The sequence below is a fragment of the Serratia sp. PF-27 genome (genome assembly GCF_030053255.1).
GTDB lineage: Bacteria > Pseudomonadota > Gammaproteobacteria > Enterobacterales > Enterobacteriaceae > Serratia > Serratia bockelmannii.
The window spans coordinates 1-24,447 of sequence record NZ_JASGBT010000021.1; the positions used below are offsets into that span (position 1 = coordinate 1).

Here is a 24,447-nt window from a genome sequence, read left to right on the forward strand (position 1 = left end):
CGCCCGATGAGGTTCATCGGGCGTTATCCGGTTGAAAAGTGTCAACCTATATCAGGACTAGTCAGGAAACTTAGGTATCCGGCGTTAGCTTGTTGCCGACAAACAGGGTCAGCTTCAGACCTGGCTGCAGGTTGCCTTTGGCGAGCGTTGAATTCCAACGCATCACGTCGTTAATATCGACGCCGTGACGACGTGCGATACTGGCGAGCGAATCACCTTTACGAACCTGGTAGGTGATACTGCTGTTACTGCCAGTATTGCTGGCCACTTGCAGGGTTTGCCCAACTTTTATGGCGCTCTTGGCGCGTAAGTTGTTCCAACTCTGCAAATCGCTGGTCTTAACGTTCAGCCGCTTGGCAATGCCCGATAAGGTGTCGCCGGAGCGCACTTTATACGAACTGCCACCGGACAAACCGCTGTTCTTCGCCAACTGCGTCGTTGGTTGAGTCACGGCGATCTGGCCATCGGCCAGCGAGTCTTTCAGCTGATCGGCATGCCCTTTGGGAACCATGATGTAATGGGGCCCGTTGGGTGCCGTAACGCCTTTTTTGTAGCCTGGGTTATACGCTTTCATCTTGGTGACTGAAAGCCCTGCCATCTCAGCCGCCTGAGTTAGCTGGATCTGCTGCCCGACATCGATACGAGCCAGCGCACGGGTTTCATCCGTTTTCGGGAGTTTCACGCCGTATTTCTTGCTGTTCTTGATGATGTCGCTCAGTGCCAGCATTTTCGGGACATAGATTGACGTTTCACGCGGAAGCGACAATGCCCAGAAATTGGTTGGCTTACCCTGGCGTTTGTTTGCCTTCACCGCTTGCATCACGCGGCCTTCACCACTGTTATAGGCGGCTACGGTCAGTAACCAGTCGCCGTTAAACATGCGGTTCAAGCGCTGCATCATGTTAAGCGCAGCGGTTGTCGAGGCGACGACATCGCGTCGACCGTCATACCACTGATTGTTTTTCAAACCATAATTGCGACCCGTTTGCGGCACGATTTGCCATAGCCCTGCGGCGTTGGCACTTGACGTGGCGTGTGGGTCAAAAGCGCTCTCCACTATGGGTAGCAGTACCAGTTCCATCGGCATATTACGTTTCTTAATCTGCCCGACTATCCAGTACATGTACGGCTCTGCCCGTAATGTTACATCGTGGAGATAGCTCTTACTTTTTAAGTACTTTCTTTTCTGATCACGGATCCGGGAATTTTCCGGAACCTCCATCTTCAGCTCGTCGCTAATGAAGTTCCACAGGTCCTGTTGCGCGGCGGGACTGTTGTTATCCAACCACCGCGCCGAGCTCGCTCGGCCATTTGCTGTGTACTCTCCTGCTTCACCATCTTGACCAGCCGAAGACAAACTCTGTGCATGCTGTTCTGGCGCCGGTGCGTCCTGCCTGGACGACTGGCAACCCACTAGCAAGACTGAGGCGAGAAATATCGCTTTAGCCTTCATGTGTGTGTCAATGTAGTTGCTTAAAAGACGAGCAATAATACTTTGCTTCGCCAAATAACACAACTAAAAGCTTAGAAGTTATCTTTCCGCAGGCGTAATTCGGAAAAAACTGAATGAAGGCTTTCCGGTGGTGAATTAAAGCCTAATTTCTTTTGTAAATCAGCGTCATGGCAACGTAAAAACAGGTTAATTTTGCGCTCTAATTGCAACGTGGTCGGCACACTGGCTTGGCCTTTTGCCCTTAACGCTTCAACATGTTGTTGATATGTTTCAATCTCTCGATCTTCCGGCAAAATAGCCCGCGCAAACTTAAGATTAGAAAGAGTATATTCATGCGCGCAGCAAATTAAGGTGTTATCGGGAAGTTGCGCGAGTTGTTGAAATGAGTCGTACATTTGTTTGGCGGTGCCTTCAAACAGCCTGCCACAGCCGGCGGAGAAAATTGTGTCGCCGCAGAACAGATAAGGGGCACTATAGAATGCCACATGGCCCAACGTATGGCCGGGAACGGCGATAGTCCTGTAATGGTGGCCATCGATGTCAAAGGTGTCGCCGTCGCGGACGATGTGGTTGGCGCCTTTGTCCGCCGTTTCTTGCGGCCCATAGACGGCCAGACCGGGATACTTCGCGACGATTTGCGCCACGCCGCCGACGTGATCGTGATGGTGGTGGGTCAACAGGATCGCCGACGGCGCCAGTTGCAGACGCTGCAACGCTTCGAGTACCGGCTGCGCTTCACCCGGATCGACGATAATGCAGCGCCCCTGTCGGTCATCCAATAACCAAATGTAATTGTCCTGGAAGGCGGGAATGCTGATAAGATTCATGGTGTACCTCTCGTTGGCAACGGCTTGAAAGAAGATAATAAATCATGAAACCAGCCCATACTCTACAAAAGCTCACCGGCCCGCAGTCATGGGCTGAGCTGCCTTGGGGGGAGTACTATCGTGAAGCGCTCGAGCGGCAGTTGCAACCCTGGTGGCCGAAGCTGTTCGGTTTCCATCTGCTGAAGATGGGCATGCTCAGCGCCGAGCTGGCCACGGACAAATGCGCGATTTCCCATCAGGTCAACGTAGGGCAGGAAGGTGAAGGGCTGCAGGTGATCGCCGATGCCTATCAACTGCCGTTCGCCGCCAAGTCGGTGGATGCCTGCCTGTTGGCGCATACGCTGTCCTATGCGGACGATCCGCACCGCATGCTGCGCGAGGTGGACAGGGTATTGATCGACGACGGCTGGTTGGTTATCAGCAGCTTCAATCCGTTCAGCCTGTTGGGATTGGGCAAGCTGGTGCCCGGGTTGCGTCATCGCCAGCCCTATGTCAGCCGCATGTTTACCCAGATGCGGCTGCTGGATTGGCTAAGCCTGCTGAATTATGAGGTGCTGCATCAGTCGCGTTTTCACGTGCTGCCGTGGCATCGCAAGGGCGGTAAGTTTTTATGCACCCATTTGCCGGCGCTGGGCTGCATGAGCGTGATTGTGGCGCGCAAACGCACCTTGCCGCTGACGCCTACGCCGATGAAACTGGGGGCGAGAAAGCCTTCTCTCAGCCGCGCGGTGGGCGCGACCAAGAGCTACCGCAAACTGCCTTAGGCTTCCGGTTGGTAACCGACGTCTTCTTGCGTCGGCTTGCCGGCCGCTTCGCGCGCCAGCACGTCACAACGTTCGTTCTCCGGGTGGCCGGCGTGGCCTTTGACCCATTCCCATTTTACCTCGTGGCGCTGAATGGCCAGATCCAACCGCTGCCACAGATCGACATTCTTAACCGGCTTTTTGTCGGCGGTTTTCCAGCCGCGTTTCTTCCAGTTATGGATCCAACTGGTGATGCCCTGGCGCACATACTGGCTGTCGGTGCTGAGCGTCACGGCGCAGGGTACGGTCAGCGCTTCCAGCGCCACGATCGCCGCCATCATTTCCATGCGATTATTGGTGGTCAGACGAAAACCCTCGCTGAAGGTTTTTTCCGTCTGCTTATAGCGTAATATCGCGCCGTAGCCACCGGGGCCGGGGTTGCCAAGGCAGGAGCCGTCGGTGAAAATTTCTACCTGTTTGAGCATCTCTGGTAGACTCTTCCTATCAGTTTTATAAAAGCCAAGTCTGACATAAACGAGCGCTGTGAGCACTGCAATATGATCTCTACAACCACCAGACAGATTGTCCTCGATACCGAAACCACCGGTATGAACAAGCTTGGGGTGCACTACGAAGGGCACCGCATCATCGAAATCGGTGCGGTGGAGGTGATTAACCGCCGCCTGACCGGGCGCAACTTCCACGTTTACATCAAGCCGGATCGGCTGGTGGATCCGGAAGCGTACGGCGTACACGGCATCAGCGACGATTTCCTGGCCGACAAGCCGACCTTCGATCAGGTTGCCGACGAATTCCTCGACTTTATCCGCGGCGGCGAGCTGGTGATCCATAACGCGGCGTTCGACATCGGCTTTATGGATCACGAATTCCGCATGTTGCAGCAGGGTATCCCGAAGACCGAGACCTTCTGCACCATCACCGACAGCCTGCTGATGGCGCGCCGCCTGTTCCCGGGCAAACGCAACAACCTCGATGCCTTGTGCAGCCGTTATGAGATAGACAACAGCAAGCGTACGCTGCACGGCGCATTGCTCGATGCCGAGATCCTGGCGGAAGTCTATCTGGCGATGACCGGCGGTCAGACCTCGATAGCGTTCCAGATGGAAGGTGATACCCAGCAAAACGACGCCGCGCAAGAAATTCAGCGCATTGTCCGCCCGGCGACGGCGATGAAAGTGGTCTACGCCAGCGACGAAGAAGTGAAGGCGCACGAGGCGCGTCTGGATCTGGTGGCGAAAAAGGGCGGCAGCTGCCTGTGGCGCGGTGCGCCGGCCGAGTAACGGCATTTTTGCACGAAAAAAACGCACCGGATGAACCTTCGTTGAAAAACTGTGCAAACGGTTCATTTGGTGAGAAAAAGGCGTTGACGGAACCGAGAGGCGTCCGTAATATGCGCCTCGTTCCCCCGCAAGAGGGAATGGCGCGGAGCGGTAGTTCAGTTGGTTAGAATACCTGCCTGTCACGCAGGGGGTCGCGGGTTCGAGCCCCGTCCGTTCCGCCACTATTCAGAAGCCCTGAGTTAGCGATAACTCAGGGCTTCGTCGTTTCTGCTCTCGGCAAAACGGTACGGCCCAATAAACGGGGCCGGCAGACCGGCCCCTGATTCCTCAGAACAACACCGAGTAGTTCAAACCGAAGGTGCGTCCGCGGCCCTTATAGCTGTACAGCTCAGGCGAGCCGTAGGTCGGGCTGTACAGGATCGGCGCGCGTTGGCCCCAAACGGTGGTGTATTCCTTGTCCAGCAGGTTTTCCACGCTGAAGCTGATTTTCCCTACCGGCAGGGTATAGCTGCCGAGGAAATCGAGGGTGTTGTAGCCATCGATTTTGCGGCCTTGGGTGGAGTTGGCCTTGGTGTAATCGCCGTCGTCCGACACATCGAAGGTTTGCTGCGACTGTAAGCGCAGATTCCAGTCGCCCGGCGCCCAGCCGACATAAGCGGTGACTTTCGATGGGCTGGCGGTATCGACCACCAGCTTCTTCCATTCGCCGTTGACCTTGGTTTCGGAACGGATAACGTTGAAGTTGGTGCCGGCGCTCCAGTCGCTGTCTTCAAAGAAGTAGTCCACCGCGCCTTCCAGCCCATAGATGCGCCGCTTGTCCGCATTGACGTTAATGGTCATGTCGGTTTTGTTGATAGCGATGCTCTTGTCGGACAGCGAGTAGTAAGCGGCGATTTGCGTGCGCAGGTTATCGCCGGTATAGCGCCAGCCCAGCTCGTAGGCATTGACCTTGATGCCTTCCAGCTTGGAATCGCCGACGTTGACGCTCTTCAACAACTGGTAATGGCCGCCGTTCAACGCGTAGGTGCCGTTACCGTAATATTTGCCCGGATCCGGGATCTCGAAGCCCTGAGAGAAGTTGAACCAGGTTTGCTGGCGCTCGGTCAGATGTGCCAACAGGCCGGCGTTGAACAGCGCGTTGTTGTAGTCGGTTTTCCCGCCCGGTATCGCGTCGGCGGACGTCGCGGCGCCGCTGGCGATCGCCTGCTGCTGGTTATAACCGACGAAGTCATCAATCTTGTTTTCGGTGTACTGGTAACGCACGCCGCCGCTCAGGGTGAAGATCGGGTTGATGTCGTAGCTGGCCTGCAGGAACGACGCCAGGTTGCTGGTGGTATAGCTCGGGTAGCGGCCGGTGTTGTAAGCGTTCTCCAGCGTCATGCCGCCGGACTGCTGGGCCTTCGCCAGGTTGAAGAATTGCTGGTTGGCGTTGAAGCTTTCATGTTCGGCGTCGATGCCGTAAGTCAGCGTCAGTGCGTCGACAGGTTTGCTGTTTAACGTCAGCTTGCCGCCGTAGAAATCGGTTTTTTGCTGCGAAGCACCAATGCTGTTGACGTAATAGTTCGGCGCTTTGCCCGCCAGCGTCGGGAACGGGTAGAAGGTCAACGTTTCGTCGCGGTAGTAGACCTGCGCCACCAAATCCTGGCCGAGGAAATCAGTGTTGGAATACTGCAGGTTGATCAGGTGGCGTTCGGTACCGGGGATGCGGTCGGAATTTAAGTTACCGCTGTTATATGCCTTGGCGTTGCCCGTCACCGCCGCAAAGTTCTCTCCCAGGAACAGGCCGTGATCGCCGTCGGATTGGCTTTTGTAGTATTGGGTGGTCAGCTGCAGCTGTTGATGATCGTCGATGTTGAGGGTGCCGGTGCCCATGACGTCGAGGCGATCGGAATACTGCAGGCCGGTTTGGGTATTGTCGATCAGTACCTCATTGCCTTTGCCGTCATACCAGCCGCCATAGCGCTGGTAAGAAACGGACAGGCGCCCAGAGGCGTTGTCGTTGCCGCCGCTGACCGCCGCCGCCACGTTCTCGTCGTGATCGTTATGGCCGCCAAAGCCGGTTTTACCGCCGACCTGCAACTCGACCTGCTGTTCCTGTTGCCCTTTTTTGGTGACGATATTGATCAGGCCGCCGGTGCTGCCGCCGCCGTACAGCGAGGTCGCGCCGGAAATCACCTCGATATGATCGATATTGAATGGATCGATCGAATCCAACTGGCGGCTGTCGCTGCGCGATGAATTCAGGCGTACGCCGTCAATCATCACCATCATCGAGCGGCCACGCATATTCATGCCATAGTTGGTACGGCCCTGGCCGCTGACGTCCATGCCGGGGATCAGCTGCGCCAACATGTCCTTGATCTCTTTACCGCCCTGAACCTGCTGTTCGATCTCCTGGCTTTCAATGATCCAAGTGGTCTGTGCCATTTCCGCCGTGCTGCGGTGCGAACGGCTGGCGGAGACCACCATCTGCTCTTCGGTGCCGGCTTTCTGATCTTCAGCCCAAGCCGCCGGCGCAAGCATTGCCAGCAGACAAGGGTTCAATACCCAAAGGTGTTTGCGTTTCATCGTTATTTCCTGGTGATATTGTTATTGTGTTTTTTTGAGAATGCTTCTTTTATCAATAACGTTTCTTGTTATCAATAAAATCGTGATATGATTTTTTGCGATACATTAACGTAATTAATTAGTTTTATTAACATTTTGCCCGCTGCGCGATCGAGCACCCCACGCCGTCAACACGGCAGCCGATCGGCCATACGCACAAGCGACAGCGTTGCCGGAGAATCGAGAACATGTCCGCCAGCTACAGAATTTTTGATATCACCTTGAAAAGCAAAACGCTGATTTCACCTTCGCTGGTGCGCTGCGTGTTTGAAGGTGCAGATATTCATCGGATGAAGCTCGAAGCGCCGGATCAGCGCATCAAACTGTTGTTCCCGGCGGCGGACGGTCAGATCCCGCAGTTGGCCAACGGCCCGGACTGGTATGGCGATTACATGGCGATCCCCAAAGAACGGCGTCCGGTGATGCGCACCTATACGCTGCGTGCGTTGCGCCGCGAGCAGAATCAGATGGACGTCGAATTCGTGCTGCATGGCGTGAACGGCCCGGCTTCCGCCTGGGCAACCCACGCCGAGCCGGGTGATGCCCTTCAGACGGTCGCGCCCGACGGCGAGTTCGACGGCGACAGCGGCGGTTACGAATGGGCGCCGCCGGCGCAGCTGCAGCAGGCGCTGCTGATCGCCGATGAGACGGCGGTGCCGGCGGCGATGGGCATTCTGGAACAGCTGGCGCAGCAGGCCAGTCCGCCGCGGGTACAGGCGTTTTTCGAGGTGCCGGTGGCGGGGGATTGCCTGGATTTGGCCCGCTTCCCGTTCGCCGAGGTCTACTGGCTGCCGCGTGACGTAGGGCGCCAACTGGCGCACGGCACGCTGCTGGTGGAAGCGGTGCGCCAGCGGGTGGATATCCCCGTGTCGGCGTGCGCGCAGGCGCAGTCACTGGCGGAAAGCAGCCTAAGCGATGAGGTGCTGTGGGAGCGGGCGGCCGGCAGCAACGCTTTTTATGCCTGGGTGGCGGCCGAATCTTCTGCGGTGAAAACGCTGCGGCGTTACCTGATCGGCGAACGCGATCTGGATCGCTCCACCGTCAACTTTATGGCCTATTGGTGCTGAACGCGGTGTCCTTTTCCAACATCGACGCTGGAGGCGCAGCAGGCCGCCGCACGGGTGATAGTGCGCCGGCGGTGTCAGCCATCATCCGGACGAAGCGGTGCGGCAGGCGGACGTAGCGCTGGCGATCCAGGCCTATTGCCTGACGATCGCCGGCTGGGAGAAGGGGGAATCAGTCTAAACGCAGAAAGCTGTCGGCATCGCGCCAGGCCGGGAAGGCGCTGCGGTAGCTCTGCAGGGTTTCCAGCGACAGCTCGGCGTCCAGGCGCGTGGCCGCGCCGGGTTCCGCATCCGCCAGGATCTCGCCCTGAGGGCTGATGATTAAGCTGTCTCCGCTGTAGCTCAGTCCGTTAGGATCTTCGCCCACCCGGTTGCAGCCCGCCACATACACCTGATTCTCAATCGCCCGCGCCGTCAGCAGCGTTTGCCAATGGTGGCTGCGCGGCGCCGGCCAGTTGGCGACGTACAGCGCCAGATCGTAATCCTGCTGATAGCGCGCCCAGACCGGGAAACGCAGGTCGTAGCAGATCTGCGGCAGGATGCGCCAGCCGCGCCACTCGAAGATTTCACGCCGGTTGCCGGCCTGGTAATGCAGGTGTTCGCCGGCCATGCGGAACAGGTGGCGTTTATCATAGGCATGCACCTGGCCGCCCGGCTCTACCAGCAGGAAGCGGTTGACCGCGCCTTCGGGCGTTTTCAGCGCCACGCTGCCGCCGATTAACGCGTGGCTTTTCACCGCCCAACTGCGCAGCCAGTCGATCACCTGCTGTTCGGGCAGGGCGCTCTCGCCGGCATCCATGGCAAAACCGGTGGTGAACATTTCCGGCAAAACGATGAGATCGCGCCCGGCGATCGGCGCCAGCAACGCGTCGAAGGCGGCCAGGTTAGCGAGGCCGTCGCGCCAGACCAGAGGTTGCTGCAACAGGGTAATTTTTAAAGTCGACATAACCGCTCCGCAGCTGCATCCAGCGTGGCGTCCTGTTTAGCGAAGCACAGCCGGATCAATTTATGGGGGAAAGGATCGGCACAGAAGACCGACAGCGGAATGGCCGCCACGCCCACGTGCTCGGTTAACCAATGGCAGAACGCCACATCGTCCAGATCGGAGATGGCGCTGTAGTCCGCCAGTAAGAAGTATGTACCCGCGCAGGGTAAAATTTCCAGTCGGCTGCGCGCCAGCGCCTGCACAAAGCGATCGCGCTTGGCGCGATAGAACGCCGGCAACTGCCGCCAGTGCTCCGGCTCGGCACGCAGGCTATCCGCTAGCGCCAGCTGCGCCGGGGTGTTGACCGAAAAGGTCAGGTATTGATGCACCTTGCGCACCTCGGCGCTCAGCGCGGCGGGCGCCACGCAGTAACCCACTTTCCAGCCGGTCATGTGGAAGGTTTTACCGAAGGAGGACACCGCGATCGCCCGTTGGCGCAGCTGCGGGTGGGCCAACACGCTGGCGTGGCCGCCTTTGGCGAAGCAGATGTGTTCGTAGACTTCGTCGCTGAGCACGTAGATTTCGCGTTCTGCAATGGCGTGCCACAGCTGCTGCATATCTTCCTCCTGCCAGGCGGTGGCGGACGGGTTGTGCGGCGTGTTGACGATCACCAGGCGGGTGCGCGGCGACAGCGCGGCGGCGAACTGTTGCCAATCCACGGCAAACGCGGGCGGCTGCAGGGCGAGGCGTTTGAGTACGCCGCCGGCCAGCGTCACCGCCGGCGCATAGCTATCGTAGCTGGGATCGAAGCAGACCACCTCATCGCCGGGGCGCACCAGCGCGCTGATGGCGGCGAACAGCGCTTCGGTGGCGCCGGCGGTGACGGTCACTTCAGCAGCGGCGTCCGGCTGCCAGCCATACAGCTCGGCGGTTTTGTCGGCGATGGCTTCGCGCAGCGGCGCCACCCCGGTCATCGGCGCATATTGGTTGGCGCCCTGGGCGACGTGCCAGGCCAAGCGTTCTTTCAGGTAGTCCGGCCCGTCGAAATCAGGGAAGCCCTGAGACAGGTTGATCGCCTGATGCTGCTGCGCTAGCGCGCTCATTTGGGTAAAGATGGTGGTGCCCAGGGCAGGCAGTTTACTTTCGGGAATCAATGCGGAAGTGCTCATAGCAGGTGAATACTCCAGGCGCTTATATTGCCGTCAATATAACACGATGCTAGTATTTGGCAATCAAGACGCTTAGATGGCTAAATGCGAAAAAGTGCTTAGCCCGCCACGCGGCAGGCAAAGTTTCCTCTGCCGGCCGCCTTACCGAACGGGAAATGATAATAATGACGGATAATCCGCAATTTACCGCATTGCTGGCGGCCTGCCACTGGATTGGCGACAAAGGCTGGTGCCCGGCGACCGGCGGCAACATGTCGCTGCGCCTCGACGAACGTCAGTGCCTGGTCACCGAGTCCGGCAAAGACAAGGGCAGCCTGAGCGCCGCCGATTTTCTGCGGGTGGATATCGCCGACAATCATGTGCCGAGCGGCCGCACGCCGTCGGCGGAGACCGGGCTGCATACGCTGCTCTACCGCCTGTCTGCGCACATCGGCGCGGTGCTGCATACCCATTCCGTCAACGCTACCGTACTGTCGCGGGTGGAACGCGGCGATGCGCTGGTGCTGCAGGGATACGAAATGCAGAAGTCGCTGGCCGGCCAGCGCAGCCACCTGGACAGTGTGGCGATCCCCATTTTTGATAACGATCAGGATATCCCCCGGTTGGCGGCGCGTGTGGCGGCCTATGCCGAGGCCACGCCACTGCAGTACGGTTTTCTGGTGCGCGGCCACGGTCTCTATTGCTGGGGAAGCCAGGTAGCGGAAGCCCGCCGCCATCTCGAAGGGCTGGAATTCCTGTTCCAGTGTGAACTGCAACGCCGCTTACTGGAGGCGAAATGATCCGCGCTATCGTGACCGATATTGAAGGCACCACCAGCGATATTCGCTTTGTGCATCAGGTACTGTTTCCCTATGCCCGCGAACGGCTGGCGGATTTTGTGCGCCGCCATGCCGCTGAGAGCGACGTCGCCGCGCCGCTGGCGGCGCTGCGCGCTGAAATTGACCAGCCGCAGGCAGATCTTGACGCGCTGATCGCCGCCCTGTACCGCTTTATGGATGAAGATCGCAAATCCACCGCGCTCAAGGCGCTGCAGGGCATCATCTGGCGCAGCGGTTACCGTGAAGGGGATTTCCGCGGGCATCTGTACCCGGAAGTCGCCGGGCAGTTGGCCGCCTGGCAGCGTCAGGGGTTGAGGCTTTACGTCTATTCCTCCGGTTCGGTGGAAGCGCAGAAGCTGCTGTTCGGTCACAGCGACGCAGGCGATCTGCAGCCGCTGTTCAGCGGCTATTTCGATACGCACGTTGGCGCCAAGCGCGAAACCGCGTCGTACCGCAACATCGCGCAGGCTATCGGCATCGCGCCCGACGAGCTGCTGTTCCTGTCCGATATTCACCAGGAGCTGGACGCCGCGCAGGCCGCCGGCTGGCATACCTGCCAGCTGATCCGCGATGAGGCGGACGAGCAAAGCCGGCATCCGCAGGTTAACCGTTTTGATCGTATCGATTTAGGGGAGTTCGTCTCATGAGTGGATTGACCATTTTCAGCGATAAAGCGCCGCAGCAGCCGCTGTGGCAGAGCCGCGACGCGCAGGAGATCCAGCGCCAGCTGGCGCAAATCGGCGTGCGCTTTGAGCGCTGGCAGGCGGATCGCGAGCTGGGCGACAACCCGCAGCCGGAGGCAGTGATCGCCGCCTACCAGCATGAGATCGACCGGCTGGTGGCGGAAAAGGGCTACCAGAGTTGGGACGTGATCAGCATGCGGCCGGACCACGAGCAGCGTCAGGCGCTGCGCGAAAAATTCCTGTCCGAACACACGCACGGCGAGGATGAAGTGCGCTTTTTCGTTGAAGGGGCGGGGCTGTTTTGCCTGCATCTGGACGGCAAGATCTTCCAGATCCTGTGCGAAAAGAACGATCTGATCTCGGTGCCGGCCAACACCCGTCACTGGTTCGATATGGGCTCGGCGCCGCACTTTACCGCGATCCGGGTATTTGACAACCCGGAAGGCTGGGTGGCGCATTTCACCGGCGACACGATCGCCGATGCCTATCCGCGTTTGGACTGATCGTCAACCGGCGGGCGTTACCCCAGCGCCCGCTGGAAAATCCCCGCTTCAACCTGTTGCGGCGTGATCACGCCGCTGTCGAACACCCACCCGCTGATAAGCTTCGCCGGCGTGACATCGAACGCCGGATTGTACACCGGTGCCTCGTTCGGCGCCCACTGGCAGGCGCCGAAGCTGCCTGAAACGCCGGTGACTTCGGCCGCCGCGCGTTGCTCGATCGGGATGGCGGCGCCGTCCGGACAGTGCGGATCGTGGGTGGTGTGCGGGGCGGCCACGTAGAACGGGATGCCGTGATAGTGCGCCAGCACCGCCAGGCTGTAGGTGCCAATCTTGTTGGCGACGTCGCCGTTGGCGGCGATGCGATCCGCGCCGACCCACACCGCATCGACCTGGCCCTGCGCCATCAGGCTGGCGGCCATCGAATCGCAGATCAGACGATAGGGAATGCCCAGCTCGCCCAGTTCCCAGGCGGTCAGACGACCGCCCTGCAGCAGCGGCCGGGTTTCATCGACCCACACCTGTTGCACTTTGCCCTGCTGGTGGGCGCGCAGCAGCACCCCGATGGCGGTGCCGACGCCGGCGGTGGCCAACCCGCCGGTATTGCAGTGGGTCAGCAGGCGGCTGCCGGGCTTGACCAGCCCAGCGCCGTGATCGGCGATGCGATCGCACAGCCGGCGATCTTCCTCCACCAGCCGCAGCGCTTCGTTCACCATCGCCGGCGCCCAGTCAGGCTCCGCCAGCGCCAGCTTCATGCGATCCAGATTGTTCATCAGGTTAACCGCCGTCGGGCGCGCGGCGCGCAGCGTGTGCAGCGCCTGTTCCAGCTCGGCGCGCGGCAGACCGCGTTCCGCCAGCAGCGCCAACAGCAGGCTGGCGGACAGCCCGATCAGCGGCGCGCCGCGCACCCGCAGGCTGTGAATGTGCCCGACCAACTCCTCCACGCTGTCGCAGGCGCGCCACCGCTTTTCCTGCGGCAGGGCTTGCTGATCGAGGATCCAAAGGCGGTTGTCCCGCAGGGACAAACTGGTGGTGTTAAGCGCTTGCATCGGCGGTTAATTCCTTGTTGCGAGGTTATTGCATCTGAAACGCTATTCTGCCAACATGACTTCCAGATGTATAGACGTCCAAATGCTTTTACGTCTAAATAATCAGAGTCGCTGGGTCAGTAAGAGAGAACAGAGGGGTTGGGGAATGTCGCTTTATCGTACGTTTACGGCTGCCGATGCCGTTGAATACGCCCGCCAATACGGGCAGGTGGCCGAACCGCAGGCGCTGGTGAGCGCCGACGAGATCGGTGACGGCAACCTGAATCTGGTGTTCAAGATCCGCGATCGCGAAGGCGTGAGCCGGGTGATCGTCAAACAGGCGCTGCCCTACGTGCGCTGTGTGGGCGAATCCTGGCCGCTGACGTTGGATCGGGCGCGCATCGAAGCGGAAACGCTGCTGGTCCACGGCGGTTTCTGCCCAAGGCATACGGTAAAAGTCTTGCATCACGATCCCGAATTGGCGGTGATGGTGCAGGAAGATCTCTCCGATCATCGCATCTGGCGCAGTGAACTGGTGCAGGGGAACTATCACCCGCTGGCGGCCGGGCAGCTGGCGGAATACCTGGCGCAGACGCTGTTCCACACCTCCGATTTTTATCAGTCGGCGCAGCAGAAGAAGGCGGAAGTCAGCCGTTTCACCAACCCCGAGCTGTGCCAGATCACCGAAGATCTGTTCTTTACCGACCCCTATACCGACCATGAGCGTAATCAGTTCGAGGCGGCGCTGTTGCCGCAGGTGCAGGCGCTGCGTGAGGATGCGCCGCTGAAGCTGGCGGTCGCCGGCCTGAAACATCGTTTCCTCAGCAAAGCGGAGGCGTTGTTGCACGGGGATATCCACAGCGGTTCAATTTTCGTGGCGGAAGGGCGATTGAAAGCGATCGACGCTGAATTCGGTTTCTACGGCCCGATCGGTTTCGATGTCGGCACTGCGTTAGGCAACCTGCTGCTCAACTATTGTGGTCAGCCGGGGCTGTTCGGGCCGCGCGACGCCGCCGCCGGGCGCGAGCAGCGCCTGCAGGATGTGCGCGAGCTGTGGCTGATTTTCGCCGATCGCTTCCTGGCGCTGTGCCATCAGCAAAGCCGCGATGCGGCGCTGGCGACGCCGGGTTACGCCGAGCAATTCCTGCAGCAGGTCTGGGCTGACGCAGTAGGGTACTGCGGTACCGAACTGATCCGGCGCACCATCGGCCTGGCGCACGTCGCCGATCTGGACAGCATCGCCGACGCCGACATGCGCCTCGACTGTCAGCGTCACGCCCTGGGATTGGGGCGCACGCTGATCGTCAATGCGCCGCAGATCGAGCATATCGATGCGCTGTTGGCGCGCATTCGCCAGCAGGGCTGAAAAGGCGGGTGCTCGTGGATCCTGCCTGACATCATCAGCCAACGGGCGGGGCGAACCCCGCCGTTGGGTTGCCTTACCGTTCGGATTCGTAAGCCAAAGTGGCCGCAACCTCCGAGTCTCCCAACCTGATGCGCAGTTCGCACAGGGAACCGCGGGTTAGCCAGATGAACGCGATCAGCGTCATACAGACGATCACCAGTTTAAGTACGACCCGTTTTTGCTGCATTTTTGACCTCCCTATCCTTGCCTTGCGGCGGGTAAGAGGCTAATCTGATGTTGCTTGGCATCAGAGTGGCCTCGGGTTGATAATATCGACTCGGGGCCTTTCTCTTTCTCTCCTTTGCCAAGGCTCCGGACAGAAAGATCCAGAGCACCCGCTGCGCAGTCTACTCGAACTTCCTTCCCGTGAAATCTGCCGTTGCGCCAACCTGCGGCGCGGTGCGCAGTTTGTGGTGCAAGAAAAGAAAAAGGGGCGATGATGATCGCCCCTTGGATGCGTGGAGTGGGAATTGGCGTTAAGCCGCTTCGGTCTGCTGTTGGCGCTTAGACTGCGCCGCCGGCTTTTCCGGCTTAGCGGCCGCCAGCGCATCCGGTGCAAAGTCGTCCACGTTGATGGAGCGCAGACGGCTCTCTTCGGCTTTCACCAGGATCTTCGCTTCGTCGGCGCTGATCTTGCCTTCTTCCAGCGCGCGTTCCGCCAAACGATCCAGACGGGTGAACGGCAGGTTTTTGCCGGCTGCCTTGCACAGACGTTCGTGAATCGGCTCGGCGGCCATCACGTCGGCCAGCGCCGCTTCCAGCAGGCCGATTGGGTTATGTTCGCTCGGCGTCAGGTACTGACCGCGCCCCAGGCGGCTGCGGGTGGCGGAAGGCACCTGCAGGATCTTGGCCAACTGGTGATCCAGGCGATCGGACGGTGCGGTATGCACGCGGCCGAACGGGAAGACCACGAAGCGCATCGCGCCAGCGATAAAGCGGTTCGGGAAGTTGCGCAGCAGGTCATCCAGCGCCTGTTCGGCTTTATGCAGGCTGTCTTGCACGCCCCAATGCACCAGCGGCAGATCTTCTTTCTGACGGCCTTCGTCGTCAAAGCGTTTCAGCACGGCGGAAGCCAAATACATCTGGCTGAGGATATCCCCCAGGCGAGCGGAGATGCGCTCACGGCGCTTCAGGCTGCCGCCCAGCACGCCCATGGAAACGTCCGACAGCAGCGCCAGGTTGGCGCTCAGGCGGTTCAACTGCTGATAGTAACGACGGGTCGCATCCTTGGTCGGCGTGGCGCTGGTGCGGCCGTTGGTCAGGCCCAGCCAGAAGCTGCGTACCTTGTTGCTGCCGACGTGGCCCAGGTGGCCGAACAGCGATTTATCGAAGGCGTTCAGATCGTTGTTTTGTGCCGCTGCCATTTCATCCAGCACATAAGGATGGCAGCGGATTGCGCCCTGGCCGAAGATCATCATGGTGCGGGTCAGGATGTTCGCGCCTTCCACCGTGATGGCGATCGGTGCGCCCTGATAGGCGCGAGCCAGGAAGTTGGATTCGCCCAGCATGATGCCTTTACCGCCGGCGATGTCCATGGCGTCAACGATCGACTGCTGGCCGCGGTGTGTACAGTGGTATTTGACGATGGCCGACAGCACGGCCGGTTTCTCGCCCTGCACCAGCGCGTAGGTGATCAGCGAAGCGGCGGCGTCCATCACATAGGTGTTGCCGGCGATGCGTGCCAGCGGCTCTTCGATCCCCTCCATCTTGCCGATGGAGATCTTGAACTGACGGCGAATGTGCGCGTAGGCGCCGGTCGCCAGGGCGATGGATTTCAGGCTGCCGGTAGAGTTGGACGGCAGGGTGATGCCGCGACCGACCGACAGGCATTCAACCAGCATGCGCCAGCCCTGGCCGGCCATTTTCGGGCCGCCGATGATGTAATCGATCGGCACGAACACGTCGGTGCCGCGGGTTGGGCCGTTCTGGAACGGCACGTTCAGCGGGAAGTGACGGTTGCCGATTTCCACGCCCGGCGTGCTGGTTGGGATCAGCGCACAGGTGATGCCCGGGGATTCGTTGTCGCTCAGCAGGCGATTCGGGTCATGCAGTTTGAACGCTAGGCCCAGTACGGTAGCGACCGGCGCCAGCGTGATGTAGCGCTTGTTCCAGGTCAGGCGCATGCCCAGTACCTGCTTGCCTTGCCATTCGCCCATGCACACGGTGCCCACGTCCGGGATCGCGCCGGCATCGGAACCCGCTTCCGGGCTGGTCAGCGCGAAGCAAGGAATTTCGTCGCCGCGCGCCAGGCCCGGCAGATAGTGGTTTTTCTGTTCTTCGGTACCGTAGTGCTGCAGCAGTTCGCCCGGGCCGAGGGAGTTTGGCACGCCGACGGTGATCGCCAGGATGCCGGAAACGCCGGCCAGTTTTTGCAGCACCATCGCCTGAGCGTAAGGTGAGAATTCCAGACCGCCGTACTCTTTCTTGATGATCATCGCGAAGAAACGGTGTTCTTTCAGGTACGCCCAGAGTTCAGGCGGCAGATCGGCCAGTTCGTGGGTGATCTGGAAGTCGTTGGCCATGCGGCAGGCTTCTTCCACCGGGCCGTCGATAAACGCCTGCTCTTCTTCCGTTAGGCGCGGTTTCGGGTAGCTGTGCAGCTTGTTCCAGTCCGGCGCGCCGCGGAACAGATCGCCTTCCCACCAGGTGGTACCGGCGTCGATCGCTTCCTTCTCGGTGGTGGACATCGGCGGCATCACCTTGCGGAAGGCGCGCAGCGCCGGCGCGGAGAGCAGGGAACGGCGTACAGAGGAAAGGTTCAGCGGCAGCAGCACGATCGCCAGCGGCAGCAACAGCCAGAAGCTCCACAGGCCGATAGCACCCATGGCGGCAGTGTACGCCACCAGGATCAGGCTGCTGAGGGTAAGGTTCACTCGGTGGTAGAACACCACGCCGAGGAGAGCCAGGAAAACGACGATACTAAGAACCATCATAAGAAGCTCCGAAGTAGTAAGAGGTCTGACCTGTTGTGTGTATGTAATAGGTTTTAGTACAAGGCAGAATTTTTATCAATGCGTTTACAGTTTAATTACAACTCAGGTCACAAACTGACAGCACCAATCATCAAAAACCTCTCCGCTTCCTTAACTGGCGCGCTGTTTGGCTGAGAATGCTTCTCGCTGTTTCCGCGATCCGGTACACTGCGAAGCGGAAGATTTGACGATAACAAGAGGTTCCTCATGTACCACGACCTTATTCGCAGTGAACTGAACGAAGCAGCTGATACCCTGGCGAAATTTATCAATGACGACGCCAACATCGACGCCATCCAACGTGCGGCGGTGCTGCTGGCGGATTCCTTCAAAGCCGGCGGTAAAGTGATTTCCTGCGGCAACGGCGGTTCCCATTGCGACGCGATGCACTTCGCCGAAGAGCTGACCGGCCGCTACCGTGAAAACCGCCCGGGCTACCCGGCAATTGCCATCTCGGACGTGAGCCACCTGTCCTGCGTCAGCAACGACTTCGGTTATGAGTATGTGTTCTCGCGCTATGTGGAAGCGGTGGGCCGCGAAGGCGACGTGCTGCTGGGCATTTCTACTTCCGGTAACTCCGGCAACATCATCAAGGCCATCGACGCGGCGCGTGCCAAGGGGATGAAAGTGATCACCCTGACCGGCAAGGACGGCGGCAAGATGGCGGGTTCCGCCGATGTGGAAATTCGCGTGCCGCACTTCGGCTACGCCGACCGCATTCAGGAAATCCACATCAAAGCGATTCACATCTTGATTCAGCTGATCGAAAAAGAGATGGTTAAGGCTTGATAGCCTTCGGGGAGCTGCGGCTCCCCATGAATAAGACGGCGGACGCCGCATGGTGCGTCCGCACAGCCTGTGTCAGTGTGGTTAAGGAGTGCTGGCGATGTGTGAACTGCTCGGGATGAGCGCAAACGTACCGACCGATATCTGCTTCAGCTTTACCGGCCTGGTACAGCGCGGCGGCCGCACCGGGCCGCATAAGGATGGCTGGGGCATTACCTTCTATGAAGGGAACGGCTGCCGCACATTCAAGGATCCGCAGCCGAGCTTCAACTCGCCGATCGCCCGCCTGGTGCAGGACTATCCGATCAAGTCCTGCGCGGTGGTGTCCCATATTCGCCAGGCCAACCGCGGCGAAGTGGCGCTGGAAAACACCCATCCGTTCACCCGTGAACTGTGGGGCCGCAACTGGACCTACGCGCACAACGGCCAATTAAAAGGCTATCGTCAGCTGGATACCGGCACGTTCCGCCCGGTCGGCCAGACCGACAGCGAATACGCGTTCTGCTGGCTGCTGCATCAGCTGGCGCTGAAATACCCGCGCACCCCGAGCCAATGGCCGGCGGTCTTCCGCTATATCGGCCTGTTGGCGAACCAGCTGCGCAAGAAAGGGGTGTTCAACATGCTGTTGTCGGACGGGCGCTTCGTGATGGCCTATTGCTCCACCAACCTGTATTGGATCACGCGCCGCGCGCCGTTCGGTAAGGCGACGTTACTGGATCAGGATGTGGAGATCGATTTTCAGCAGCAGACCACACCGAACGATGTGGTCACGGTGATCGCCACCCAACCGCTGACCGCCAACGAAACCTGGCACAAGATTGAGCCAGGCGAGTTCGCGTTATTTCACTTCGGTGAGCGGCTTGTTCTGAGCGAAGGGATTGGTGTTGGGCGTCGGGCTGGCTGACGCGTACTGCGTCATCTGGCCGCTGCTCATCAACGGTTGACCCAGCACATACTGGCCGTTGTCTACGGTCATCATCGGCGGCTGGTGGTTCTTCGCGAAGTAATCGTAACCCGGCTTCAGCTGGCGCCAGAAGGCGATATAGCTGGATGACGCATGGCGCTTGAGGTTTTGCTCGGTCATGCGGAACGGATAGATGCTGATATCGACGCGGCTTTGGCCATAGGCAAAAGCAGCTTCGACGTAGCGATAGATCTCATCCATATAGGTGTTGGTCATCGCGTAACAGCCGATCGATTTACATTCGCCGTGGATCATCAGATAAGCGCCGGAATAGCCCTGCGATTTATCGTAATCGTTAGGGAAACCGATATTGATCGCCCGATAATACTTGCTGTCGGGTTTCAGATGGCGTGCGTCAACGCTATAAAAGCCTTCCGGACTTTTAAAGTCGCCTTCACGACGTTTAGGACCCAGCCCGCCGGAGAAATTACAGATCGGGAACGTGTTGACCAGGCGGAATTCATTGCCCATTTTGGCATACAATTCCAGCTTGCGTTCCTCTTTGAAGATCTGAATATAGACCGGCGAACCCAATAATTGCTGTTTAACTACCGGTGCTTCGGGTACCTGCTCGCTGGCGCTGCAGGCCGTGATCATCGGCATAGAAACAAGCATCGCAAACAACAGCGCGATTTTGCTCATTATTATTCCTGCTTATATTTATCTGCCGGCGCAATTGAGGTTGGCCAACATGCCACTGATTATTGTTTTTACTGCTGCAAAACACCGCCAGATTACCAGCGCGTTTATTTTTAGCAATACGTGATATGTATAAAAAAACGACAAAGCTCGATAAAAGTGAAATGACCGGCAGATTTTAACGATAAGTAGTGAAAAACAGGCGAAATTTAATTGCGTTTGCTTGACCCAAGTCACGACGTAACGCAGAACAATGTTGCGAACAATGTTAATATTCTCTCTTCAATTTAACGCGCTGTGGCGATTGAAGCGGCAAGAGTTATTGCATATAACCCGGCCGTTTTGATGGTTATTTGGCTACATGCCGTTAACACATCGACTGTCGCGCAAACAACGGAAGGGGGGATTCAAGGGAATGCGCGTTACCCCAGTTTTTCACTGCGAGAAAGTTCATGTTGGGCGTGCCGTTGTGCGCACTGCCCGGCAATCCTGGCATCGTCAGCACCCGCCTCTGGGGCCGGGCAGACGTGTAAACCCAACTACATCGTATAAATCCTATGATTAAGATCAGAAAAGGGTTAGATCTGCCGATAGCCGGAGCCCCGGTTCAGGCGATCCAAGATGGCCCGAACATTCAGCATGTCGCCCTGCTTGGGGAAGAGTATGTCGGAATGCGCCCCTCCATGCTGGTGCAGGAAGGCGATACCGTTAAGAAAGGCCAGGCGTTGTTCGAAGATAAGAAAAACCCCGGGGTTTTCTTCACGGCTCCCGCCAGCGGCCGCATCGTCGCGATTAACCGCGGCGAGCGGCGCGTATTGCAATCGGTGGTGATTGCGCTGGAAAACGGCGGCGACGATCAGCTCGAGTTTGCGCACTACCCGCAGGGGGAATTGGCCCAGTTGCCACGCGAACAGGTCGAGAGCGAACTGATCGCCAGTGGCCTGTGGACCGCACTGCGCACCCGCCCGTTCAGTAAAACGCCAAGCCCCGGCAGCGAACCGCGCGCCATTTTCGTCACCGCGATGGATACCCAACCGTTGGCCGCCGATCCGCAGGTGATCATCGCCGAGCAGCAGGCGGCGTTCAACGCCGGGCTGGTGGTCTTGGCACGCCTGACGGCGGGCAAGGTACACGTATGCCACGCCGCCGGCGCCTCCGTTGGCCAGCAGAGCGGCCCGCAGATCGCCTACAGCGAATTTGCCGGCCCGCATCCCGCCGGGCTGGTGGGCACCCACATTCACTTCCTTGAACCGGTCAGCCTGAAGAAAATCGTTTGGCACATCGGCTACCAGGACGTCATCGCCATCGGCACGCTGTTCACCACCGGTAAGCTCGATACCCGCCGGGTCGTGGCGCTGGCCGGGCCGCAGGTGGCGCAGCCGGCGCTGCTGCGCACCCGCCTGGGGGCCAGCCTCGAGGAACTGACCGCCGGCCGCCTGAAAGACGGCGAGAACCGGGTGATCTCCGGTTCGGTGCTGAACGGCATGCACGCCGCCGGGCCGAACGCCTGGCTCGGTCGTTTCCACTCGCAGGTGTCGGTGCTGGAAGAAGGGCGCGACAAAGAGCTGTTCGGCTGGATCGTGCCTTCGCCGAACAAGTTCTCCATTACCCGCACCACGCTGGGCCACTTCCTGAAGAACAAACTGTTCGCCTTCTCGACCACCACTAACGGCGGCGAGCGCGCCATGGTACCGATCGGCAACTACGAGCGGGTGATGCCGCTGGATATTTTGCCGACGCTGCTGCTGCGCGATTTGCTGGCGGGCGACAGCGACAGTGCGCAGGCGCTGGGCTGCCTGGAGCTGGACGAGGAAGATCTGGCGTTGTGCACCTTCGTTTGCCCCGGCAAGTATGAGTACGCGCCGGTGCTGCGCGAGGTGCTGACCAAGATTGAGCAGGAAGGATAACCGATGGGCCTGAAGAATTATTTTGAGAAGATAGAGCATCACTTCACGCCGGGCGGCAAACTGGAAAAGTGGTACCCGCTGTATGAAGCGACCACCACGGTGTTTTATACCCCCGGCACGGTGACGCGCGGCGCTTCGCACGTGCGTGACGCCATCGATTTGAAACGCATGATGATCCTGGTGTGGTTGGCCGTGTTCCCGGCGATGTTCTGGGGCATGTACAACGTCGGCCAGCAGGCGATCCCGGCGCTGCACCATCTGTACAGCGGCGACGCGCTGCAACAGGTGCTGGCGGGCGACTGGCATTATCGTCTGGCGCAGTGGCTCGGCGCCTCGCTGGCGGCCGACGCCGGCTGGGTCAGCAAGATGGTGCTGGGTGCCTGTTACTTCCTGCCGATCTACGCCGTGGTGTTCGTCGTCGGCGGCTTCTGGGAAGTGCTGTTCGCCATCATCCGCAAACATGAGGTCAACGAAGGCTTCTTCGTCACCTCTATCCTGTTCGCGCTGATCGTGCCGCCGACCCTGCCGCTGTGGCAGGCCGCGCTGGGCATCACCTTCGGCGTGGTGGTGGCCAAAGAGATCTTCGGCGGCACCGGGCGCAACTTCCTCAACCCGGCGTTGGCCGGCCGCGCCTTCCTGTTCTTCGCCTATCCGGCGCAGATCTCCGGCGATCTGGTGTGGACCTCTGCGGACGGTTTCTCCGGTGCGACGCCGTTGGCGCAGTGGAGCGCTGGCGGGGCGCACAGCCTGAGCAACGTGGCCACCGGCCAGTCCATCAGCTGGCTGGACGCCTTCCTCGGCAACATTCCCGGCTCCATCGGTGAAGTCTCCACGCTGATGATCCTGATCGGCGGGGCGATAATCCTGTTCGGCCGCGTGGCCTCCTGGCGCATCGTCGCCGGCGTAATGCTCGGCATGGTGGCTTCCGCCCTGTTGTTCAACGCCATCGGTTCGGACACCAACCCGATGTTCGCCATGCCGTGGTACTGGCATCTGGTGCTGGGCGGCTTCGCCTTCGGCATGATCTTTATGGCGACCGACCCGGTTTCCGCCTCCTTCACCAACAAGGGGAAATGGTGGTACGGCATTCTGATCGGCGTGATGTGCGTGCTGATCCGGGTGGTCAACCCCGCCTATCCGGAAGGCATGATGCTGGCGATCCTGTTCGCCAACCTGTTCGCACCGCTGTTCGATTACCTGGTGGTGCAGGCCAACATCAAGCGGAGAAAAGCCCGTGGCGAATGAAGCGAAAAACGACGGCATCGGTAAAACGCTGCTGGTAGTGCTGCTGCTATGTCTGGTGTGTTCAGTGGTGGTGGCGGGCTCCGCCGTCGGCCTGAAGTCCAAACAGCAGGAGCAAAAGCTGCTCGATAAGCAGCGCAATATTCTCGACGTAGCCGGCCTGTTGCAGCCGAAAATGGAGAGCGAGCAGGTCAAGCGCTTATACAGCGAACGCATCGAACCGCGCCTGGTGGATCTGAACAGCGGTGAGTTTGTCGCCGGCAAGGCGGCGGCGTTCGATCTGGGCGCCGCGCTGCGCGACGACGCCAAAAGCGTGGCGTTGCCCGCGGGCGACGATCCGGCCGGCATCAAGCGCCGCAGCAACCAGGCGGAAATCTACCTGGTGCGTGACGAAAGCGGCCAGGTGAACAAGCTTGTGCTGCCGGTATACGGCACCGGCCTGTGGTCGATGATGTACGCCTTCGTGGCGCTGGATAACGACGGCAATACGGTCAAGGGCATCACCTACTACGACCAGGGGGAAACCCCAGGGCTGGGCGGTGAGGTCGAGAATCCGTCCTGGCGCCAGCAGTGGGTCGGTAAGCAGCTGTTCGACGACAACGGCCAGCCGGCGATCCGCGTGGTGAAAGGCGGCGCACGTCAGGGGGATGTGCACGGAGTGGACGGCCTATCCGGCGCCACGCTGACCTCCAACGGCGTGCAGCATACGTTTGATTTCTGGTTGGGCGAGCACGGCTTCGGCCCGTTCCTGAAAAAAGTTCGTGAAGGAGCGCTGAAAAATGGCTGATTCCAAAGAGATAAAGCGGGTCCTGCTGGGGCCGCTGTTCGACAATAACCCGATCGCCCTGCAGGTGTTGGGCGTCTGTTCTGCGTTGGCGGTGACCACCAAGCTGGAGACGGCGGTGGTGATGACCATTGCGGTGACGCTGGTGACCGCGTTCTCCAGCTTCTTCATCTCGCTGATCCGTCACCATATTCCCAACAGCGTGCGCATCATCGTGCAGATGGCGATCATCGCCTCGCTGGTGATCGTGGTCGATCAGCTGCTGCGCGCTTATGCGTTCGAGATCTCCAAGCAGCTGTCGGTGTTCGTCGGCCTTATCATCACCAACTGCATCGTGATGGGGCGCGCCGAGGCTTACGCCATGAAGTCGCCGCCGATCGAGAGCTTTATGGACGGCATCGGCAACGGGCTGGGTTACGGGGTGATCCTGGTGCTGGTCGGTTTCCTGCGCGAGCTGATTGGCTCCGGCAAGCTGTTCGGCGTCCCGGTGCTGGAAACGGTGCAGAACGGCGGCTGGTACCAGCCGAACGGCCTGTTCCTGCTGGCGCCGAGCGCGTTCTTCATCATCGGCCTGCTGATCTGGGTGCTGCGCACCCTGAAGCCGGCGCAGATCGAAAAGGAGTAAAGGCC

The 24,447-nt window shown here is 59.6% G+C and carries 23 protein-coding genes and 1 tRNA gene; 14 read left to right on the top strand and 10 right to left on the bottom strand.

The features are described 5' to 3' along the window. Nucleotides 1-70 precede the first annotated feature (70 nt). Together mltD and gloB are read right to left on the bottom strand one after the other, a co-directional pair. Complete coding sequence (mltD, locus tag QMZ29_RS15030; RefSeq protein ID WP_261425621.1) at nt 71-1,453, bottom strand: murein transglycosylase D; 1,383 nt, start codon at nt 1,451-1,453, stop codon at nt 71-73. 71 nt (nt 1,454-1,524) lie between these two features. Continuing rightward, the gene (gloB, locus tag QMZ29_RS15035) at nt 1,525-2,280 is read right to left on the bottom strand and encodes a hydroxyacylglutathione hydrolase (protein WP_197835171.1); all 756 of its coding nucleotides are present in this window, start codon (nt 2,278-2,280) and stop codon (nt 1,525-1,527) included. A 44-nt stretch (nt 2,281-2,324) separates the two neighbouring features. Between gloB and QMZ29_RS15040 the strand changes: the two genes are divergently transcribed. Then, nucleotides 2,325-3,044 carry a class I SAM-dependent methyltransferase gene (locus tag QMZ29_RS15040; RefSeq protein ID WP_197833149.1) on the top strand — a complete coding sequence of 240 codons (720 nt, stop codon included), beginning with the start codon at nt 2,325-2,327 and terminating at the stop codon, nt 3,042-3,044. Here the strand turns inward: QMZ29_RS15040 and rnhA are convergent. Beyond that, a complete protein-coding gene (gene rnhA, locus QMZ29_RS15045) occupies nt 3,041-3,508 on the bottom strand; it encodes a ribonuclease HI (RefSeq protein ID WP_033649910.1) in 468 nt (155 codons plus the stop codon). The two genes, QMZ29_RS15040 and rnhA, sit on opposite strands and share 4 nt — an antisense overlap. Nucleotides 3,509-3,580: 72 nt before the next feature. On the opposite strand from rnhA, the gene dnaQ reads away from it, so the two are divergent. Both dnaQ and QMZ29_RS15055 read left to right on the top strand, forming a co-directional pair. Continuing rightward, a complete protein-coding gene (gene dnaQ / locus QMZ29_RS15050; RefSeq protein WP_038871384.1) occupies nt 3,581-4,324 on the top strand; it encodes a DNA polymerase III subunit epsilon in 744 nt (247 codons plus the stop codon). Nucleotides 4,325-4,468: 144 nt separating this feature from the next. Next, nucleotides 4,469-4,545, top strand: a tRNA-Asp gene (locus tag QMZ29_RS15055). Between the two features lie 106 nt (nt 4,546-4,651). Here QMZ29_RS15055 and QMZ29_RS15060 read toward each other — a convergent pair. Next, a complete protein-coding gene (locus QMZ29_RS15060) occupies nt 4,652-6,892 on the bottom strand; it encodes a TonB-dependent siderophore receptor (protein WP_261425606.1) in 2,241 nt (746 codons plus the stop codon). Nucleotides 6,893-7,119: 227 nt separating this feature from the next. On the opposite strand from QMZ29_RS15060, the gene QMZ29_RS15065 reads away from it, so the two are divergent. Continuing rightward, nucleotides 7,120-7,998 carry a siderophore-interacting protein gene (locus tag QMZ29_RS15065; protein WP_261425604.1) on the top strand — a complete coding sequence of 293 codons (879 nt, stop codon included), beginning with the start codon at nt 7,120-7,122 and terminating at the stop codon, nt 7,996-7,998. Between the two features lie 169 nt (nt 7,999-8,167). Here QMZ29_RS15065 and QMZ29_RS15070 read toward each other — a convergent pair whose 3' ends face one another. Beyond that, nucleotides 8,168-8,941, bottom strand: a complete 774-nt coding sequence (locus tag QMZ29_RS15070; RefSeq protein WP_043135508.1) for an amidohydrolase — start codon at nt 8,939-8,941, stop codon at nt 8,168-8,170. Beyond that, the gene (locus QMZ29_RS15075) at nt 8,929-10,089 is read right to left on the bottom strand and encodes a pyridoxal phosphate-dependent aminotransferase (RefSeq protein WP_261425603.1); all 1,161 of its coding nucleotides are present in this window, start codon (nt 10,087-10,089) and stop codon (nt 8,929-8,931) included. The genes QMZ29_RS15070 and QMZ29_RS15075 overlap by 13 nt, the downstream gene beginning before the upstream one ends. Before the next feature lie 164 nt (nt 10,090-10,253). On the opposite strand from QMZ29_RS15075, the gene QMZ29_RS15080 reads away from it, so the two are divergent. From QMZ29_RS15080 to QMZ29_RS15090, 3 genes are read left to right on the top strand one after another with little or no spacing between them, the layout of a single operon-like run. Beyond that, nucleotides 10,254-10,868 (top strand): methylthioribulose 1-phosphate dehydratase, encoded by a 615-nt coding sequence (locus QMZ29_RS15080; RefSeq protein WP_025301659.1) that lies wholly within the window; start codon nt 10,254-10,256, stop codon nt 10,866-10,868. Then, nucleotides 10,865-11,554 (top strand): acireductone synthase, encoded by a 690-nt coding sequence (gene mtnC, locus QMZ29_RS15085; RefSeq protein WP_261425600.1) that lies wholly within the window; start codon nt 10,865-10,867, stop codon nt 11,552-11,554. The genes QMZ29_RS15080 and mtnC overlap by 4 nt, the downstream gene beginning before the upstream one ends. Then, nucleotides 11,551-12,093, top strand: coding sequence for a 1,2-dihydroxy-3-keto-5-methylthiopentene dioxygenase (locus QMZ29_RS15090; protein ID WP_043135518.1), 543 nt, complete (start codon nt 11,551-11,553; stop codon nt 12,091-12,093). The genes mtnC and QMZ29_RS15090 overlap by 4 nt, the downstream gene beginning before the upstream one ends. 17 nt (nt 12,094-12,110) lie before the next feature. On the opposite strand, the gene mtnA is transcribed toward QMZ29_RS15090, so the two are convergent. Continuing rightward, entirely contained in the window at nt 12,111-13,139 is a 1,029-nt protein-coding gene (mtnA, locus tag QMZ29_RS15095; protein ID WP_060432488.1) for an S-methyl-5-thioribose-1-phosphate isomerase, read from the bottom strand. A gap of 145 nt (nt 13,140-13,284) precedes the next feature. Between mtnA and mtnK the strand changes: the two genes are divergently transcribed. Continuing rightward, nucleotides 13,285-14,484, top strand: a complete 1,200-nt coding sequence (gene mtnK, locus QMZ29_RS15100; protein WP_261425598.1) for an S-methyl-5-thioribose kinase — start codon at nt 13,285-13,287, stop codon at nt 14,482-14,484. A 73-nt stretch (nt 14,485-14,557) separates the two neighbouring features. Here the strand turns inward: mtnK and QMZ29_RS15105 are convergent, their stop codons facing one another. Then, nucleotides 14,558-14,710, bottom strand: coding sequence for a Hok/Gef family protein (locus QMZ29_RS15105; protein ID WP_004930217.1), 153 nt, complete (start codon nt 14,708-14,710; stop codon nt 14,558-14,560). A 289-nt stretch (nt 14,711-14,999) separates the two neighbouring features. Continuing rightward, nucleotides 15,000-17,456 (bottom strand): acyl-CoA dehydrogenase FadE, encoded by a 2,457-nt coding sequence (fadE, locus tag QMZ29_RS15110; RefSeq protein ID WP_025301664.1) that lies wholly within the window; start codon nt 17,454-17,456, stop codon nt 15,000-15,002. Nucleotides 17,457-17,702: 246 nt separating this feature from the next. Here fadE and lpcA point away from each other — a divergent pair, with 246 nt between their 5' ends. After that, a complete protein-coding gene (lpcA, locus tag QMZ29_RS15115) occupies nt 17,703-18,284 on the top strand; it encodes a D-sedoheptulose 7-phosphate isomerase (protein WP_004930220.1) in 582 nt (193 codons plus the stop codon). 97 nt (nt 18,285-18,381) lie between these two features. Then, nucleotides 18,382-19,185, top strand: a complete 804-nt coding sequence (locus QMZ29_RS15120) for a class II glutamine amidotransferase (RefSeq protein WP_025301665.1) — start codon at nt 18,382-18,384, stop codon at nt 19,183-19,185. Here QMZ29_RS15120 and dpaA read toward each other — a convergent pair. Further along, nucleotides 19,120-19,887 carry a peptidoglycan meso-diaminopimelic acid protein amidase gene (gene dpaA, locus QMZ29_RS15125; RefSeq protein ID WP_025301666.1) on the bottom strand — a complete coding sequence of 256 codons (768 nt, stop codon included), beginning with the start codon at nt 19,885-19,887 and terminating at the stop codon, nt 19,120-19,122. The genes QMZ29_RS15120 and dpaA overlap by 66 nt on opposite strands. 554 nt (nt 19,888-20,441) lie before the next feature. On the opposite strand from dpaA, the gene QMZ29_RS15130 reads away from it, so the two are divergent. From QMZ29_RS15130 to QMZ29_RS15145, 4 genes are read left to right on the top strand one after another with little or no spacing between them, the layout of a single operon-like run. After that, entirely contained in the window at nt 20,442-21,791 is a 1,350-nt protein-coding gene (locus tag QMZ29_RS15130) for a Na(+)-translocating NADH-quinone reductase subunit A (protein ID WP_049208695.1), read from the top strand. A 3-nt stretch (nt 21,792-21,794) separates the two neighbouring features. Further along, nucleotides 21,795-23,036 (top strand): NADH:ubiquinone reductase (Na(+)-transporting) subunit B, encoded by a 1,242-nt coding sequence (locus QMZ29_RS15135; RefSeq protein WP_016928991.1) that lies wholly within the window; start codon nt 21,795-21,797, stop codon nt 23,034-23,036. Continuing rightward, entirely contained in the window at nt 23,026-23,820 is a 795-nt protein-coding gene (locus QMZ29_RS15140) for a Na(+)-translocating NADH-quinone reductase subunit C (protein ID WP_025301668.1), read from the top strand. The genes QMZ29_RS15135 and QMZ29_RS15140 overlap by 11 nt, the downstream gene beginning before the upstream one ends. Then, nucleotides 23,813-24,442 carry an NADH:ubiquinone reductase (Na(+)-transporting) subunit D gene (locus tag QMZ29_RS15145; RefSeq protein ID WP_004930232.1) on the top strand — a complete coding sequence of 210 codons (630 nt, stop codon included), beginning with the start codon at nt 23,813-23,815 and terminating at the stop codon, nt 24,440-24,442. Before QMZ29_RS15140 ends, QMZ29_RS15145 begins: the two co-directional genes overlap by 8 nt. Nucleotides 24,443-24,447: the final 5 nt, after the last annotated feature.

Excerpts from the sequence above, each read along its gene's own strand:
- mltD (WP_261425621.1), bottom strand. The coding sequence starts at position 1,453 with ATGAAGGCTAAAGCGATATTTCTCGCCTCAGTCTTGCTAGTGGGTTGC.
- gloB (WP_197835171.1), bottom strand. The coding sequence starts at position 2,280 with ATGAATCTTATCAGCATTCCCGCCTTCCAGGACAATTACATTTGGTTA.
- QMZ29_RS15040 (WP_197833149.1), top strand. The coding sequence starts at position 2,325 with ATGAAACCAGCCCATACTCTACAAAAGCTCACCGGCCCGCAGTCATGG.
- rnhA (WP_033649910.1), bottom strand. The coding sequence starts at position 3,508 with ATGCTCAAACAGGTAGAAATTTTCACCGACGGCTCCTGCCTTGGCAAC.
- dnaQ (WP_038871384.1), top strand. The coding sequence starts at position 3,581 with ATGATCTCTACAACCACCAGACAGATTGTCCTCGATACCGAAACCACC.
- QMZ29_RS15060 (WP_261425606.1), bottom strand. The coding sequence starts at position 6,892 with ATGAAACGCAAACACCTTTGGGTATTGAACCCTTGTCTGCTGGCAATG.
- QMZ29_RS15065 (WP_261425604.1), top strand. The coding sequence starts at position 7,120 with ATGTCCGCCAGCTACAGAATTTTTGATATCACCTTGAAAAGCAAAACG.
- QMZ29_RS15070 (WP_043135508.1), bottom strand. The coding sequence starts at position 8,941 with ATGTCGACTTTAAAAATTACCCTGTTGCAGCAACCTCTGGTCTGGCGC.
- QMZ29_RS15075 (WP_261425603.1), bottom strand. The coding sequence starts at position 10,089 with ATGAGCACTTCCGCATTGATTCCCGAAAGTAAACTGCCTGCCCTGGGC.
- QMZ29_RS15080 (WP_025301659.1), top strand. The coding sequence starts at position 10,254 with ATGACGGATAATCCGCAATTTACCGCATTGCTGGCGGCCTGCCACTGG.
- mtnC (WP_261425600.1), top strand. The coding sequence starts at position 10,865 with ATGATCCGCGCTATCGTGACCGATATTGAAGGCACCACCAGCGATATT.
- QMZ29_RS15090 (WP_043135518.1), top strand. The coding sequence starts at position 11,551 with ATGAGTGGATTGACCATTTTCAGCGATAAAGCGCCGCAGCAGCCGCTG.
- mtnA (WP_060432488.1), bottom strand. The coding sequence starts at position 13,139 with ATGCAAGCGCTTAACACCACCAGTTTGTCCCTGCGGGACAACCGCCTT.
- mtnK (WP_261425598.1), top strand. The coding sequence starts at position 13,285 with ATGTCGCTTTATCGTACGTTTACGGCTGCCGATGCCGTTGAATACGCC.
- QMZ29_RS15105 (WP_004930217.1), bottom strand. The coding sequence starts at position 14,710 with ATGCAGCAAAAACGGGTCGTACTTAAACTGGTGATCGTCTGTATGACG.
- fadE (WP_025301664.1), bottom strand. The coding sequence starts at position 17,456 with ATGATGGTTCTTAGTATCGTCGTTTTCCTGGCTCTCCTCGGCGTGGTG.
- lpcA (WP_004930220.1), top strand. The coding sequence starts at position 17,703 with ATGTACCACGACCTTATTCGCAGTGAACTGAACGAAGCAGCTGATACC.
- QMZ29_RS15120 (WP_025301665.1), top strand. The coding sequence starts at position 18,382 with ATGTGTGAACTGCTCGGGATGAGCGCAAACGTACCGACCGATATCTGC.
- dpaA (WP_025301666.1), bottom strand. The coding sequence starts at position 19,887 with ATGAGCAAAATCGCGCTGTTGTTTGCGATGCTTGTTTCTATGCCGATG.
- QMZ29_RS15130 (WP_049208695.1), top strand. The coding sequence starts at position 20,442 with ATGATTAAGATCAGAAAAGGGTTAGATCTGCCGATAGCCGGAGCCCCG.
- QMZ29_RS15135 (WP_016928991.1), top strand. The coding sequence starts at position 21,795 with ATGGGCCTGAAGAATTATTTTGAGAAGATAGAGCATCACTTCACGCCG.
- QMZ29_RS15145 (WP_004930232.1), top strand. The coding sequence starts at position 23,813 with ATGGCTGATTCCAAAGAGATAAAGCGGGTCCTGCTGGGGCCGCTGTTC.